This window comes from Gracilibacillus lacisalsi DSM 19029 (genome assembly GCF_000377765.1).
Lineage (GTDB): Bacteria > Bacillota > Bacilli > Bacillales > Amphibacillaceae > Gracilibacillus > Gracilibacillus lacisalsi.
Window position 1 is genome coordinate 441,040 of the sequence record NZ_KB898662.1, and the last position, 17,953, is coordinate 458,992.

Annotated in this window: 8 protein-coding genes; all 8 read right to left on the reverse strand. The window is 36.0% G+C overall.

Annotation, left to right across the window (positions count from 1 at the left end):
* Positions 1 to 25: 25 nt before the first annotated feature.
* Complete coding sequence (locus D569_RS22335) at positions 26 to 3,643, reverse strand: peptidoglycan-binding protein (RefSeq protein ID WP_018930742.1); 3,618 nt, start codon at positions 3,641 to 3,643, stop codon at positions 26 to 28.
* 177 nt (positions 3,644 to 3,820) lie between these two features.
* Positions 3,821 to 7,384: a peptidoglycan-binding protein gene (locus D569_RS24240; protein WP_018930743.1), complete on the reverse strand. Its 3,564-nt coding sequence runs from the start codon at positions 7,382 to 7,384 to the stop codon at positions 3,821 to 3,823.
* A gap of 222 nt (positions 7,385 to 7,606) precedes the next feature.
* Positions 7,607 to 10,633 carry a peptidoglycan-binding protein gene (locus D569_RS23560; RefSeq protein WP_018930745.1) on the reverse strand — a complete coding sequence of 1,009 codons (3,027 nt, stop codon included), beginning with the start codon at positions 10,631 to 10,633 and terminating at the stop codon, positions 7,607 to 7,609.
* 64 nt (positions 10,634 to 10,697) lie between these two features.
* Positions 10,698 to 11,756: a CapA family protein gene (locus tag D569_RS0102120; RefSeq protein ID WP_018930746.1), complete on the reverse strand. Its 1,059-nt coding sequence runs from the start codon at positions 11,754 to 11,756 to the stop codon at positions 10,698 to 10,700.
* Complete coding sequence (locus tag D569_RS0102125) at positions 11,743 to 12,744, reverse strand: hypothetical protein (RefSeq protein WP_018930747.1); 1,002 nt, start codon at positions 12,742 to 12,744, stop codon at positions 11,743 to 11,745. Before D569_RS0102125 ends, D569_RS0102120 begins: the two co-directional genes overlap by 14 nt.
* Entirely contained in the window at positions 12,744 to 14,309 is a 1,566-nt protein-coding gene (locus tag D569_RS22360; protein ID WP_018930748.1) for an ATP-grasp domain-containing protein, read from the reverse strand. Before D569_RS22360 ends, D569_RS0102125 begins: the two co-directional genes overlap by 1 nt.
* 310 nt (positions 14,310 to 14,619) lie before the next feature.
* Positions 14,620 to 16,272 carry an ATP-grasp domain-containing protein gene (locus tag D569_RS0102135; RefSeq protein ID WP_018930749.1) on the reverse strand — a complete coding sequence of 551 codons (1,653 nt, stop codon included), beginning with the start codon at positions 16,270 to 16,272 and terminating at the stop codon, positions 14,620 to 14,622.
* A 29-nt stretch (positions 16,273 to 16,301) separates the two neighbouring features.
* Positions 16,302 to 17,948 (reverse strand): acylphosphatase, encoded by a 1,647-nt coding sequence (locus D569_RS0102140; RefSeq protein WP_018930750.1) that lies wholly within the window; start codon positions 17,946 to 17,948, stop codon positions 16,302 to 16,304.
* Positions 17,949 to 17,953 lie beyond the last annotated feature (5 nt).

The following is a 17,953-nucleotide window of genomic DNA, read 5'->3' on the forward strand; positions in this document are numbered from 1 at the left end:
CTTAATAATTTGTACTTTGATAAGACTATTTATATACTGGGACGTCAAAAACCATCAATGGATTATTTAATTTACTATACATTGACTTCATATTAGTGATTTGTTTTGCAGCCCATGCCATATCTGTTGCGTATTGTGGGTAACCTGGATTAGCAGGATTCCATCGCATTTTATAAATAGTATTTTGTTGATACTGATTATGGATGTAATCCTCACCAATGAATTTAGCTCCACCTACAATCGCCTTCTCAACTGTAAACCACTCTTCCTTATACGCTTTAATTGCCCCTAAGCGCTTAGCATCAGAGTCGGCTGCACCGATTCCAAACATGTTATAAACTGTTTCTACATCAGTCAAACTGCTTTCATTACTAGATGTTACTAAAACAGGGTTGCCGTTTTTATTTTTACCGACTTTAATACCTTCTGCTAAGTCAGATGTGCCGTGTCCAGTTTCTAATAATGCATGAGAGATTAAATAAATCTCATTCACATTATATGTTTGAGCTGCCTTAACAAACGCATCTCCTTCCCCATTTAAAACACCTTTACCTTGTAATACTTTGTCAATTTCGGAACCTGGTAAGTTAACACTTTCAGATAGTACAAGGTGTTGGAAATCATCCTGTTTTCCAGGATCTAAATACTCTAGTACCTCTCTAGACTTGGCATTTCGCCAACCCTTGCCACGAAACTCTGTCCATGTTGAACCACGGCTTACAACTGAAACTTCAGTTCCTTTACTAATTTCATAAAAGATGTGACTGTTAGTGCTTTTACTTTCATATACATTTGATGTTGAACTTACTTTGGCAATTGTGCCATCTTTAGTTGCTAAAGAACTGTGAACATATAAGGTTTCACCCTTATATTTAATTTTGTACCAAATGCTATTTCCACCAACAGAGGTACCATTTACGTCTTTGATATATTCAAATGTTGTGCCATTGCCTACTTTATCAGCAATATTACTTTCACTTGAAGTATCGGGTTCCGTTCGCAGATGGACACCTGAACCTGTAATAGAACCGCCAGTATAGAATGTTAAATTTGACGTTTTAATGTATGCTGGACTATTGGCATAGCGGTCCGTTTGTGGAGGTGTACCAAGACTCATTTGTTTCTTTAATTGTTCATTTAAAGTTACGTCATAATGAGTTTCACGAGAAATTCGTCGTCCTTCGATTTGCTCCAAAACAGCTATCGTTACTTCATCCAAAATACCAGTAACAGGTAACCCAAAGTCTGCTTGGAATTGTTTGACACTTTCTTCCGTCTTAGGACCAAAGTAGTCTGTTCCGCCAAACTTACCGTAACCTAATTCCTCTAAAATCTCTTTATACTTAGGTACTTTAGAATGATATCCACCATTTTGGAAAGGGCTGTTCAGAATTTCTTCGATCTTGTCCCATGTAACAGAATCAGCAATTCCATTAACAGCTAAGCCATAGTGTTCTTGAAAATCCTTTACTGCTGCTTCTGTTTTACTTCCAAACAGTGTCGTCCCAGTCTCATTATCCCAAAATCCTAAAGTATGCAACTTTTCCTTTAATTTAACGGTGTCTTCATGACGCTCACCATTCTGAAACGGACTGTTTAGTACTTCATCTATTTTAGACAAAGTAGCATCATTGGCAACACCATTAGCTGATAAACCATAGTATTTTTGAAACTCTTTTAATGTCTTTTCAGTTTGAGGACCATAATAATCGGTCAGTTTAAAAGAGCCAAAACCTATTGTCTCTAAGTCTTCTTTTAAAGTTACTGCATCGTCTCGATACATTGGATTTTTTAATGGTCCTGTTGCTTCAGATTCTAATTTATTCCATGTAATCGAGTCAGCAATTCCTGATTCAGGCAACTTGAAAGCTGATTGGAATTCCTTTACAGCCGCCTCTGTTTGGCTGCCATAATAAGTTGTTCCATCTTTATCCTCCCAGAAACCTAAGGTATACAACATGTCCTTAAGTTTTTCTGTATCTTCGTGACGCTCGCCATTTTGGAAAGGGCTGTCTAATAATTCGTTGATTTTATTCAACGTTTGCTCATTAGCAATTCCATTAACAGTTAGTCCATAGTGGGATTGGAAATTACGCACAGTTTTTTCCGTTTGAGGTCCAAAATAATCAGTTAAGGCAAAAGAACCAAAACCTAATCTTTCAAGGCCTTCTTTTAAGGTAATGGCATCCTCACGATACATCGGATTTTTTAATGGACCTGTTGCTTCTTCTTCAAGCTTAGTCCATGTTTTAGAATCGGCTACACCAGAAACACGAAGACCAAATGCTTGTTGGAATTCTTTAACTGCTTGTTCGGTTTGTGATGCATATAGCGTTGTTCCACTTTCTGATTCCCAAAAACCTAGTGTATGTAAGTACTCTTTTAACTGAACTGTTTCTGAGTCCCGTTCACCATTTTGGAATGGTGTCGAAGCTTCACTGTTCAGTTTATTTATTGTACTTTCACCTGCTATCCCGTCAACACTAAGTCCATAGTACTTTTGAAAGTCCTTCACCGCTTGTTCTGTCTGAGGTCCAAAATAATCAGTCAATGAAAACGAACCAAAGCCTAGCAGTTCAAGTTTCTCTTTTAACGGAACAACATCCTGACGATACATTGGATTTTGTAAAGGAGCTGTTGCTAAGCTGTTTAGCTTATCCCATGTTTTCTCCTCTGCAATCCCTGACACCTTTAGTCCTTGATCAGCTTGGAATTCACGAACAGCTGCTTCGGTTTTTGAAGCGTATAATGTTGTAGGGTTAGATGAATCCCAGTAACCTAGAACTGTTAAGTATTCTTTTAACTTGATTGTATCTTGATGACGTTCGCCACTTCTAAATGGGGAATTGGCAATCTCATCTAGTTTCGCTAAAGTATTTTCACCAGCAACACCATCTGAAGATAAACCATAGTAACTTTGAAAGTCTTTAAGCACACTTTCTGTCTTTGGACCAAAGTAGTTTGTTTTAGCAAATGATCCAAATCCAGCTGTTTCGAGCTTTTCTTTTAAATCAATGGCATCTTCACGATACATTGGATTACGTAATGGCTCACTTGCAAGTTCTTTAATCAATGACCATGTAATCTCATCAACGATACCTGAAACGGGTAATTGTTGATCTTGTTGGAAAGATTCAACCGCTGCCTCCGTTTGGCTACCGTATAATGTCGTTGGATTTGGTGAATCCCAGTAACCTAAAACTGTTAAACGTTCCTTAAGTACAACAGCATTTTCATGTCTTTCTCCATTTTGTAATGAAGATGTTAAGATTTCCTCCATTTTAGCTGCGGTGTTATCATCTAATTCTCCACTAACTTCTAAACCAAAGTGACTTTGAAATGACTTCACAGCTTCTTCGGTCTTTTCATTATAGACTTCATTTAGCTCATCAAACTCCGCAAAGCCTAAATTCATCAAGTTTTCTTTTAATTCGACAACAGACGGGTCTTCATCGCCAAGATTAAGAACTTGATCTTCTTCTTCTGTCACTTCCAAAGCTTGTACCTCAGTATCAGTATTTGGGGATACTGGTTCTTCATCCCCATCATTACCTTCTGCATAAATAACTTGTGTACTAAAGTGTAAAGCGGAAATAGTTAAGGTAGAGACAATTAAGAATCTAATAGATTTCCAAATATTCACTCTAGTTTCACCTCCTTGTATAATATTAAACTACTATTCTATTATCTTAAAAATAAGTCAAAGTTTCAATAGCTTTGTCTAAAATTGTATATAATTCCATTTATTTTTGTAGGTATTTTATCCTATTATCGTAACTAAAAAGTAACAAACCGGGCATCAAAAGCCCGGTTTGTTATTTTAGTTTCCTATAAACGATTGAGTCCAAAAGTCACTTTCATAGCCAACTCCTATATGGGTATAACTAGAATTTAAGATATTTCTCCTATGTCCCTCTGAATCCATCCAAGCGTTCACAACAGCTGATGGTGAAGTATAACCTAGAGCAATGTTCTCACCTGCCGCCATGTAAGATACATCAAAATGAGCAAACATGTCCGCTACAGATCCATAAGTTGGACTTTCATGAGCAAAATAATCATTATTCATCATATCTAGCGATTTCTGGCGTGCAACAAATGAAAGATGTTTATCTACTTTTAATGGTTCTAACTCTTCTTTCTCACGTTCCACATTTACTAAATGAACCACTTCTTCTTCAAAATCATTTAATTGATGGTCAAGCAAAGAATCGATCATCTCTAGTGTTGGAACATCAGCTATCCCATTAATAGCCAGTCCATAATCCGTTTGAAATTGCACAATTGCATCTTCTGTTTCTGGACCGAAATAATCTGTTGGTGTAGAATTACTTGGCCAATAGCCTAATTTTTTGATATTTTTCTTTAAAGTGATAACATCTTGGCTATTTTCTCCATACTGAAGAGACGAATCCAATACTTCATTGATCTTAGCAAGGGTTGCTTCATCAGCCATTCCCGTAATAGGAACACCATAATATTCTTGTAGATATTTCACATTTTTCTCGGTAACAGGACCAAAATAGTCATTTTTTACATAAGTACCGAAGCCTAAACGCTCAAGGTCTTCTTTTAAACTAATAGCATCTTCACGGTACATCCCGTTTTGAAGTGGCTGTCCAGCCAATTCACTTAATCTCTCTCTTGTCCATTCATCTGCAATACCTGATTGTGGCAATCCCTGATCTTGTTGAAACTTTTTTACCGCCTTTTCTGTTTGGCTGCCATAATAAGTAGTTCCTGATGGAGAATCCCAATAACCTAATGTATAAAGATTTTCTTTTAACGTTACTGTTTCTTCATGACGTTTTCCGCTTTGAAATGGACTGCTTAATAATTCTTCTATCTTCTCTAAAGTTGTTTGATCTGCTTGACCACTTTCCTCTAATCCATAATAAGCTTGAAAGTCCTTTACTGTTCGCTCCGTTTGCGGACCGAAATAATCCGTCTTCGCAAAAGAACCAAATCCTAAACGTTCTAGGTTTTCTTTTAACGTTACTGCATCTCTTCGATACATACCGTTTTGAAGTGGTTGCTGGACTAACTCCATTATCTTCTCTCTTGTGATATCATCTGCAATACCTGATTGTGGTAAGTCATAGTCCTGTTGAAATTCTTTAACAGCGTTTTCTGTTTGGCTACCATACAAAGTTGTTCCTGATGGAGAATCCCAGTAACCTAATCTATAAAGATTTTCTTTTAACGTTACAGCGTCTTCATGACGTTGTCCGTTTTGAAGTGGACTGCTTAATAATTCTTCTATCTTCTCTAAAGTTGTTTGATCTGCTTGACCATTTTCCTCTAATCCATAATAGGATTGAAAGTTCTTTACTGTTCGCTCCGTTTGTGGACCGAAATAATCCGTCTTCGCAAAAGAACCAAATCCTAAACGTTCCAGGTTTTCTTTTAACTTAATAGCATCCTGGCTATACATGCCATTTTGAAGTGGTTGCTCCGCTAGTTCACTTAATTTCTCTTGCGTGACATCATCTGCAATACCTGATTGTGGCAAGTCATGGTCTTGTTGAAACTCTTTTACTGCCTTTTCTGTCTGGCTGCCAAAATAAGTAGTCCCTGATGGAGAATCCCAATAACCTAATCTATAAAGATTTTCTTTTAATGTTACTGCATCTTGGCTATACATCCCATTTTGAAGTGGCTGCCCAGCCAATTCACTTAACTTCTCTCGTGTTAATTCATCTGCAATACCTGATTGTGGTAATCCTTGGTCTTGTTGAAACTTTTTTACTGCCTTTTCTGTTTGATTGCCAAAAAAAGTAGTTCCTGATGGGGAATCCCAATAACCTAATGTATAAAGATTTTCTTTTAACGTTACTGCATCTTCATGACGTTGTCCGTTTTGAAGTGGATTGCTTAATAGTTCTTCTATCTTTTCTAAAGTTGCTTGATCTGCTTGACCACTTTCCTCTAATCCATAATAAGATTGAAAGTTCTTTATTGTTCGTTCCGTTTGTGGACCAAAATAATCCGTCTTCGCAAAAGAACCGAATCCTAAGCGTTCAAGGTCTTCTTTTAACGTAACTGCATCTTCTCGATACATGCCGTTTTGAAGTGGTTGCTCCGCTAATTCACTTAACTTCTCTCGCGTGACTTCGTCTGCAATTCCTGATTGTGGTAAATCATGATCTTTTTGAAATTTCTGTACAGCTTTTTCGGTTTTACTAGCATACAATGTAGTACCTGATGGAGAATCCCAATAACCTAATGTATACAGGTTTTCTTTTAATGTTATTGTCTCTTGATGACGTTTTCCGTTTTGAAATGGACTATTTAATAATGCTTCTATTTTCTCTAAAGTTGCTTGATCTGCTTGACCACTTTCCTCTAATCCAAAATGAGACTGGAATTCCTTCACTGTTTGTTCGGTTTTTGGTCCGAAATAATCCGTTTTAGCAAATGAACCAAAACCTAGCAATTCAAGATTAACTTTTAAAGGAATTGCATCTTCTCGATACATTCCATTTCTTAAAGGGGCTAATGCTAAATCATAAAGAGTAATCAGTGTTACATCATCTGCAATTCCAGATACGGCTAACCCTTGATCCATTTGGAATTTTTCTACGGCTGCGGCTGTTTTGGGCCCGTATAATGTTGTTCCGCTCACATCGTCCCAATAACCAAGAATATACAGTAATTCTTTGATAACTACCGTCTCTTGATTACGCTCACCGGGTTGAAATGGCGTAGATATTAACTCATCAATAAAAGCAAGCAGCTCTTCGTCAACTGTTCCAGTCTCGTCAAGGTCATAATAAGACTGTAAGTATTCAACCGCCGCTACAGTTTCTTCATCATAATTGATTGTAAAATCATCAAATTGGGCAAATCCTAAAAAGTTAAGATTTTTTTTTAATGAACTTACTAGCTCATCTTCATCACCTAATTGTAAAAGGAATGGTTCATCTTCTTCTTGTTCATTGGAATCATCGGATTCACCCTCTGAGCCATTGTCATCTCCTTCTTCTGGATTTGAATCGCCTTCTTCAACTTCCGTGTCCTCTGATCCTTCATTTGTATCTTCGTCTTCCTGCACAGGATCTTCTGAACCGTCGTTTGTATCTTCGTCCTCAGCCACTGTGTCTTCTGAACTATCGTTTGTATTTTCGTCCTCAACTACAGTGTCTCCTGATCCATCATTTGTATCTTCATCCTCAACTACAGTGTCTTCTGATCCATCATTTGTATCTTCATCCTCAACCACAGTGTCTTCTGATCCATCATTTGTATCTTCAGCTTCAACTACTGTGTCTTCTGATCCATCATTTGTATCAACCGTGTTATCAGTCTCTTCGGCTAATACTATTTGGCTTGATCCTCCAAATACTAATCCTATTATTAGGATCCAACCCATGATTTTCTTCATCAAATCAAATTCCCCTCTCATTAATATGAAATTTTCCTACTTTATTATAATTTCGGACAAAAAACAACATTTTGTAGAAAAAATGTATTGTTATTTTAAAAAAATGAATAAACATCAATTCTGTGAACAACTAACATCTAAAAAAATCGGGTTATGTAAAATTATTGTAATAGATAGCCTTAGTAAAAAAAGAGAGAGAGGATAATCCCCTCTCTCTTTCCATTATTTACTCCTAAGATAAAATGACTCAGCAATTGCTTTAGCAGTCACTTCTCCTAATCTTTTAACGTAAGATTCATTACTTAATAATTCATTATCGTTTTTATTGTCGATAAATAAGTATTCTAGTAACAGCGCGGGCATATTAGTATTTCGTAACACATTAAAGTTTGCTTGTTTCATACCACGATCATAAGCCCCTATTTCGTCAATTATGAAGGTATGAATTTCCTTCTGCAGACGTTCAGTCTCCTTTGAAACATTACCATTATAAATATAGCTTTCGAATCCATTAGCTGATCCATTAAAGGCATTTGTATGGAAACTTACAAAATAATCAGCGTTCCAATCGTTAGCTATTTGGGATCTTGTTTCAAGTCCAACAAAGACATCGGTAGAACGAGATAGTTTTACATCTACACCTTCATAATTTTTCTGCAAATATTCTTGAGCACTCTTCGCAATTTTTAAAACAACATCTTTTTCTTTCAACCCATAGCCATTTCCACCTGGGTCATTCCCTCCATGGCCTGGATCAATAAATATCTTTACAGCATGATTACTGTATGTATGTTCCAACACTTCGATCGTCACTTCGTCAAGAATCCCCGAAACAGGCAAGTTCATATCTTGTTGGAAATCCTTCACACGTGCTTCTGTTTTAGGGCCAAATAGTTGAGTTGTTGAAATACCTTGACTATACCCTAAGAAAATTAATTGTTCTTTAAATGTGCTAATATCGCTATTGCTATTACCATTTTGATACGGGCTTTTTAATATACTTTCTATTTTGGCTAATGTAGGTTCATCAGCGATACCATTAACAGCTAAACCATAATGTTCTTGGAACGCTCGAACCGCCTTTTCTGTTTCTCCTGCAAATAAATCCGTTAGTTTAGTTCGGTTCCAAAAACCTAAATGACGTAAATCTTCCTTAAGTGTAACCACGTCAGGATGGTTGTTACGATCTTGTAACGGACTCGATAATACGTCGTTTATTTTTCTTAATGTTTGGTTATCCGCAATTCCTGTTGCATTTAAGCCATAATATCTTTGCAATTTCTTGACTTCTCGTTCTGTTTGCGGACCAAAATAATCGGTTTTTTTAAATGACCCGAACCCTAGACGTTCTAGGTCTTCTTTTAACGTTACTGCATCTTTTCGATACATGCCGTTTTGAAGTGGTTGTTGAGCTAACTCACTTATCTTCTCCAGTGTTGCATCATCAGCTATACCTGACTGTGGTAATCCCTGATCTTTTTGAAACTCTTTTACAGCTTTTTCTGTTTTACTAGCATACAATGTAGTGCCTGATGGAGAATCCCAATAACCTAATGTATAAAGGTTTTCTTTTAACGTTACTGTCTCTTTATGACGTTGTCCATTTTGAAATGGGCTGCTTAATAATTCTTCCATCTTATTTAAAGTGGATTGATCTGCTCGTCCATTCACGTTCAAACCGTAATAAGATTGGAAATTCTTCACTGTTTTCTCGGTTTGTGGTCCGAAATAATCTGTTTTCGCAAATGAACCGAACCCTAGGCGTTCTAGGTCTTCTTTTAATGTTACTGCATCTTTTCGATACATGCCGTTTTGAAGTGGCTTTTCTGCCAGTTCATTTATCTTCTCACGTGTAGCAGCATCTGCTATACCTGACTGCGATAATCCATGATCTTTTTGAAATTCTTTTACGGCTTTTTCAGTTTTACTACCATAAAGTGTGGTTCCTGAGGTAGAATCCCAATAGCCTAATATATAAAGATTTGCTTTTAACGTTACTGTCTCTTCATGACGCTGTCCATTTTGAAATGGACTGCTTAATAATTCTTCCATCTTCTCTAAAGTTGCTTGATCTGCTTGACCACTTTCCTCTAACCCATAATAGGATTGAAAGTTCTTTACTGTTTGCTCCGTTTGTGGACCGAAATAATCTGTTTTCGCAAATGAACCAAAGCCTAAGCGTTCTAAGCCTTCTTTTAACGTTACTGCATCTTTTCGATACATGCCGTTTTGAAGTGGTTGCTTGGCCAATTCACTTATCTTCTCACGCGTCGCTGCATCTGCAATTCCTGATTGTGGTAAATCATGATCTTTTTGAAATTTCTGTACAGCTTTTTCGGTTTTACTAGCATACAATGTAGTACCTGATGGAGAATCCCAATAACCTAATGTATACAGGTTTTCTTTTAACGTTACAGTCTCTTCATGACGCTTGCCGTTTTGAAATGGACTACTTAATAATTCTTCCATCTTCTCTAAAGTTGCTTGACCTGCCTGACCACTTTCCTCTAACCCATAATAGGATTGAAAGTTCTTTACTGTTTGCTCCGTTTGTGGACCGAAATAATCCGTCTTCGCAAATGAACCAAAACCTAAGTGTTCTAGATCTTCTTTTAATGTTACTGCATCTTTTCGATACATGCCGTTTCGAAGTGGTTGCTGAGCTAATTCACTTAACTTCGCTCGTGTAACATCATCTGCTATACCTGATTGTGGTAATGCTTGATCTTGTTGAAATTCTTTTACGGCTTTTTCGGTTTTACTAGCATACAATGTAGTGCCTGATGGGGAATCCCAATAGCCTAAAATGTAAAGATTTTCTTTTAACCTTACTGTCTCTTCATGACGTTGTCCATTTTGAAATGGACTACTTAATAACTCTTCTATCTTCTCTAAAGTTGTTTGATCTCCCTGACCATTTTCCTCTAATCCATGATAGGATTGAAAATCTTTTACTGCCTGCTCTGTTTGAGAATCATAGTCTTCAGTCATTTCAAATGAGCCAAAGCCTAACCGTTCAAGGTTTTGTTTTAGGTCAACTACACCAGGGTGACTGGTTCCTTTTTTTAATACATCACTGTTCTCTAATGTTTGATTAGCCAATGCCTTATCATGATCAGTTATTTCTTCAGGTACATTTTTCTCTAATTCTTGCCCATCTTTTGATTGGGCCTGAACAGGAGAAAAAGACAGCATTAACACAACAAGTGTAATAAGGAAAACAAAACTACTATTTTTTATCACTTTCATTCCACCTCCTACTTTATAATTCTAGTAATTTTTACTCATATTATATATCGGAATTAATTTGCAATTATGAAATATCCATATCAGGGATATTTTTCTTTAGATGTTTAATAACATTCTGATAAACTTCTTCTGACTTAAATACGCCCATATCTGTGATGATATGCTCTCTTTCTTTAACAATGTCTCTCAGTAAGTGCATTTTAAAGTCTTTTTGATCAGTACTATCGACAAATGTTAATGTCATTTTTGGTCGATCGATTTTCAACATTGTACTCTCAGGATCGTTTTTTTCAATATCAATCGACATAAATGCACCAATTTGACGATATAAACCAAACTGTCCTGTATAGAAGTTCCCCAACGAATAGGCAGCAAATGTTTCTTTTCCACGTGAGTTTAAAATATATGCTGGTGGTTGCAATACATGTGGGTGGTGACCAATAATTACATCAGCACCAGCATCAGAAAAATCGATACTTACTTCTTGTTGTTCGGATGTGGGATCTAAATGATACTCCCTTCCGAAGTGTAATGAGACAATAATTACATCGGCAATCCCTTTATTACGAATATCTTTAATCAAGTCTTTCGTTGCTTTTAGACGCATTGGGTGATAGGTATTAGCTAAATGCGGCTTTTTATTCACGATTTTTTGTTGCTCTACCCCTACCCCGCGTGTATACGAAAGGAAACATACCTTCAAACCGTTAATGTCAAATAATCTTAAGTTTTCTTGATCTTCACGACTCTCATGGGCGCCAACATAAGGTAATCCCATTGCCTTAAGATTCTCAATTGATTTTAGTAGACCTTCTTCACCTCTGTCTAACACATGGTTATTAGCTATATTTACAATATTTGTTCCATAATCCTTTAAAATATAACCTAACTCTACTGGACTATTGAATTTAGGAAATGAACTTAAACCAATTTCTTTTCCAGCAATGATCGACTCTAAATTGACAATATTGAAATCAGTTTCTTGAAAAAGTGGCTTTGCAACAGCCAATTTTTCATTAAAATCATAGCCGAATTTTTTTTTCGCTGTACGATAAACTCTCGTATGCAGTAAGACATCTCCTGTTGCTCCTAAAGTAAATTTACCTGTTCTACCTGTCTTCATTTTTTACCTCATTTCGATCTTGAGTTTTTATTTCAAAACCCGTTTTAATAATTGGAATATCATTATCCATAAAGTTAAAAGAGCGTATAGGGCAATTTTTGGTAACTAATTTTTGTAATTTATAAATATTGTTTTTCTGACCACGTACTACTAAATGGGCATTATATTTTGTTTGATAGTTCAGGTAACCATCTAACCCATAAAACAAGACCCGTTGTTGAATCCAACGTTTAAATTGGTTTAGATCTACATCGCCATAGATATCAAAAAGAGCATGGTGATCATGTTCTTCTTTCATAGGAGTAATCCTAATTTCTGTCGCATAACCATTGTTAAAGATGGAAGTGGCTCGGCGATAGTCAAAGAAAGCAATGGATTCTTTAGGTTCAAAATTAGAGAAATGTTGTTTTAATTGATCTAATAGAAGTGTGCGAGATCCTTTTTCAGCGTTCACATAAAAGTATTTGAAGTGATTTAAAGAGTAATTATAATCTAAAAAGATTTGCTTTTGATCACGATCTACTTTAAATAGTAATTCAATAGGCTGATCTGGTTTAAGATTTGAAGCAAAAGTTGTAATCATCTCTTTTATTGCTTCTATTAACTGATTGTCTCCTTGGTATAGTTGATAATCTAGTTGATCAGCTGAATCCGTTTCAGCCTTTAACATCTCCATAACTTCTTTATTATAAACAAGACAAGCAAACTCGAATGTTGCACCCAATTCACTTATTTGGATCTGGTAATCAGAGAGAAGACCCGTTGGTTGAAACTGATCGGAGGTGATCTCTATCTGTATAGCTTGATTCATATCCACCTGCCAAGATTCACCCTCCTCATTTGCCAAACAATAATGTTCTGGTGAATAATAACTCAAGGTGAGACCAGCACGCCAGCCCTCTAATGCTAATAAATAAGGGAAAACCTCATTAGAATCAAGTTGAGTATCTAAGAAATGATGTAATTTTTGTTTCGAGATTTCTTGCATTATTTTGTCACCTTCCTAACTACTCCTTTGATTTTGCGAATAACCTTTTGGGATACGGTTATATTTGATTCGGGTGTTGCTTGAGTACCCTTTGTTTTAGCATTTGATTTTTGACTAGTTTTCTTTGCAGGCATCTTTTTAAGGTGCTGTTTCCTAATATCAAATCCTATTTTTATTGTTTTATCCCAATCTTGAATCATTATCGATTGTTCATCTTTGTCGCTACTGTTCATAACATTCGATTTTAAGTAAGTAATCATGTTCTCCACGGCTTCTTCTTTACCAGCTACAACAACTAATAGGACTTTCTGCTTCAAATTCTTAACATAGCCATGCAAATGATAAATAAGTGCCTGTTCCTTGATCATTTTATAATACGGATCTTTACAATAATCCCCTTTAATAATTATTTTCTTTTTAGTTAAAGGATAATTAGGCGCATCAGGAATTTTAACTTCATCGGCCACACCACTTGATAAAATATCCATAAAATATTTGTAATCAAAGTATAATTTTTCATTAACTGGTTCCTTCGTATCAGGAAAGTAATAATCAATGATAGCTTTAGGTACATCTCTTGCTTGTCCTTTTACCGGATACAGATGACTACCAATACCAGCTCTTGTATTAATCTCAATTACTGCTGCTGAATCCTGTTGCTGATCAACCATAATATCTACTCCTCCATGTGCAAGTCCAGGAATAGCTTTTACAGCTTTTACAGCAACTTCTTTAACGTACGATGAAAGATGATCAGTTACGTCAATAGGTTCACCACCTGATGAAACATTGCTATTTTTTCGTAACGCTAATATTTCATTTTCTGGTAAAACCGTACTCAATTTATAATTTGCCTGCTCAATATACTTTCTTGTTTCCATGTCAAACTTGATCGGACGCCCTTTTAAATTAGGATTATGATTGCGTTCCTTATTCTTCTGCTTTATTAATTCACGAATGGAGTGCTTTCCATCCCCTTCAATATAGGCAGGTACACGATTAATAGCACCGATGACCTGTTCACCTACAACATAAACACGGTACTCTTCCCCAGAAAAGAACTTTTCCACAATAATCTCTGAAAAGTCCAAATCATTTCTAACATATTTAATTGCATCTAGTAGTTGTGATTCATTATTTATATTTGGAATAACACCTTGACCTAAATTACTATTGGACGGTTTAACAACTAATGGATAACCGATTGTCTCTACAAACGTAAAGATATCATCAATTGATGTATCAGGACCAAAGTACTTACCTATAGGAGTAGGAACATTATTATTAATCAAATGTTCTTTAGTTAAATTCTTATCATTACAAATCTTCATCGCTTCTTTCGTTGTGTCAGGTCCTTTCGAAACTGCGAAAGAATAGGATTGATCTTGATAAAGAAATTTGTAGTTTACCTCTACTCGATTGACATATTTAATATTAAAAAATGTAAGGGATAAGCCACGTCTCCATCCTTCAAGTGCAATAGTATATAAACTCAATTTATCTGCAGGTACAGCCTGTGGCACACAATTTTTCAGATGCTCTAACCTAGTTTGATCAGTACTCAAAGCATTCACTTCCTTCTAATATAAACTTAATCACTTTTAATGAATAAGCAGAAATTTTCACGAACCATTTTATCACAACCATTTCAGCTATAATAGGCAAATTTACTTATTAATATATAAAACAGTTGCTTATTACATTTTATCTAATGACAAAGCTTTTTACGAGTCTTTTCTAGCAATTGCGACAAATAAACCGCTCAAAAACTATGAAGATCATAGTCATCTATTTAGTAATACTTACTCACCTAGACCTGACGATCCTTTTAAATATGTTTACATAAAACATCAAAAAATCAAGCAATCATAATGATTACTTGATTTTTTGTGACTTAAAACCTTGACCGATAGCTCGCAACGGAGCTGTCATTCTCCAGGAGCGACTTAATTTCATCTTAATGTTTTCTTTCTCTAATCTCCGTTTATCTTTTCGCATTTTATGAAGCTCTTTCTCATAACGCTTAATCACGGTGTTAATGTTTCTCCGTCCTATATTCTCCATTTCCTCACTGATTTCAAAGCCTATTTTTACAGGTTGATCAAATGTTTCTTCCGTTACTTTCTTTACCTCAGCTATGCCTTCAACATCTGTTATCACTTGTTTAAAATGATTGACGACTGCTTTATCTGTACCAGCTACTATAACTTCAATTTCATTCTCTGTTAAAGTTGTAATATAACCACTTAAGTTTAAATCTAAAGCTGAATATTTAATATAGCGATGGTAACGAATTCGATTCACTTTTCCAGATATAACATAGCGTTTCTGATAGATATCACCAACTAAAGCTGGTGCAACCTCTACTTCTTCACCTGAACGGTTTTGTAATGGTTCTAATACTGTATTAAAATCAAAATAAACCTTTTCTCGATCTGTCTTAATATCTTTAGTTTCAGGGAAATAATAATCAACGATAGCGGAAGGGATATCTCTAGCTCTACCTCTCATAGGAAAGAGAATTCCACCAATTTGTGCGGTTGGATTTAACTCAATCACAACAGCAGCTTGATTGACAGGTTTATTTAAGTCAACGATAATATCGACCCCACCATGGTAAAGTCCTGGGATTGCTTTAACTGCATTAATAGCAATTTGCTTAAACTCCTCTGGTATCTCATCGGTAACATCAACAGGATCTCCTCCTGCTGACACATTTGTTTTTTCTTTTAGGAGGATCTTTTCGCCCTTTTTCGGAATACTGGTCAAATCATAACCACTATGATCAATAAATTCTAAAGTTTCTTGGTCAATTTCAATTAAGCAACTAAATAGACGTGCATTTTTTCGACGCTGCTCGTTTTTATATTCGATTAATTCTTCAATTGTATGTTCTCCATCACCAATAATGTTGGCAGGTAAACGATTATAAGCTGCAACGACTTGATCTTCTACTACATAGACTCGGTATTCTTCCCCAGGTACATATTGCTCTAATATCAGTTCTTCATACTCAAGCGTATTTCGTACATAATCAATCGCTTTTTCTAATTCTTTTGCCGTTTTAATATTGGTAATTACTCCGTTACCAAGACTTCCATTAGTCGGCTTCAAGACTAATGGATAACCAATTTCTTCAGCATAAGCAATCATATCTGCCTTCGTTGTACCTTCTAAAAATTCATCACCTTTGGGTACTGGGACACCTTCTCGCTCTAAATAAGTTTTTGTTTCATTCTTATCGGAGCCGATCTCCACAGCTTCATCCGACACCTTGTCACCACGAGTTCGGAAAAAATAATGGGTTTTCGTATCGGAACTTAATGAAAATAATCTCCCTGGTGGATTTACTCCAAAGGTAATCATATCGTCAAATTTACCCGAATCAATTGTATACCATTTTAACGTTAACCCTCTGCGCCAACCTTCTAAAGCTACTGCATAAGCGCAAAGCTTTGTTTTCCTTGCACCTCTTACAATCTCATTGGTGAGGTGCGGAAGTGAAATTACTTGTTGATTGTTCCACATATACTTTCCTCCAGCTATTTCGAAATGATTTATGACTCTTTGTCCTTATTAAAAAGCCGGTACGTTCCTTTTACTACATCAGATACACGACGAAACGGATAAGTAACTATCCATGATTTACTCTTTTGGAAACTATTATATTGTTGTTCTAATTGTTTTAGTTCTTTCTTCATCATGTTCATTTCTTCATTTAATTCTTTCAGGTGTTCTAACTGTGTCTTATAATCTGCCTTAATTTCAAATCCGATCTTAACAGGCTCATCCCAGATTACTTCTTTGATATCTTCTACTGTAGACCTTTCCGGGTCTTCCTTTATCGATTCTTTAAACTCTTCTAGCATCTCTTCACTATCACTAATAACAACTATTTCAATTCGTCCGTCATGTAATTTGCTAATAAAACCACTAATTCTTCTTTCAAATGCTTGCTTTCTTAAACCTCTGTGATAATCAATACTTAAAACATCACCCGAGACAATGAATTTTCTTCCATAAACTATTCCCTTTGGTGGTTTCGACACTTTTGTAACAGTGGCCACTTTTGAGATTAGTGGTTCTAACATATCCCCTAAATCAAAATAAAGGCTCGTTTGTCTTTCCACACCCTTTGTCTCAGGGAAATAGTAGTCCATAATAGCAGCTGGGACATCTCGGGCTTGTCCTCTCATTGGGAACAAAAGCGAGCCTATTTGTGCAGTAGGATTTATTTCTAACACGTATGGCGTAATCTTTTCACCATCTATTTGCACAATAATATCTACCGCCCCATGAGGCAGTTCAGGAACAACTTTCAATGCGTTTACTGCAGCTTGTTTTACTTTTTCATCTAGCTCATCTAATACGTCAACTGGGTCTCCACCAAGTGAAATATTCGACTTATTAGTGAGGAAAACCTGCTCTCCTTTTGGAGGTATTTCATCAAATTGATAACCTTGACTTAAGACATAATCGATAAGCTCTTGATTAATTTTTATCGGACAACTAATTAAACGGGGATTATCCTTGCGCATCTCATTCTTCTGATCAATTAACTGCTTGATTGTATCCTCACCGTTACCAACAACATTCGCTGGGATCCTTTTAATAGCTCCAACAACTCTGTTATCTACTATATATAGTCTGTAATCTTCACCTTCAATAAACTGTTCTACAAGAATATCGTCTTCTAAGTCCTCCTTCACATTATTCACCGCATTTTGGAGTTCCATTGAATCTTTAATATTCGTGTAGACTTTATTCCCAAAACTTCCGTTCACCGGTTTTACCACAACAGGATAACCAATACTATCGACATATTCATTGATTTCCTCAATGGTACTATCCTTGGAAAATGTCTTACTTAAAGGTGTAACGATGTTGTTTTTTACTAGATGTTCTTTCGTTGCCTCTTTATCTGCTCCAATTGTTACTGCATCGTTACTAACCTTGTCTCCTCTACTTTTAAAGAAATAATGGGTTTTATCCCCTAAGCTCAGAGAAAATAATTTACCTGGCTTTTCTGTTGCCCAGGTTTTCATATCTTTAAATTTTTCTGAATCTTTTACATGCCATCTTAATTCTAAACCTCTTCTCCAACCTTCAAGCGCAATGACATATGCATCTAATTCCGACCCTCTTGCATCGGTAACAATTTCACTTGATAGATGTGGAAGCCAACTTGTATTTTGATCTTGCATAAAGA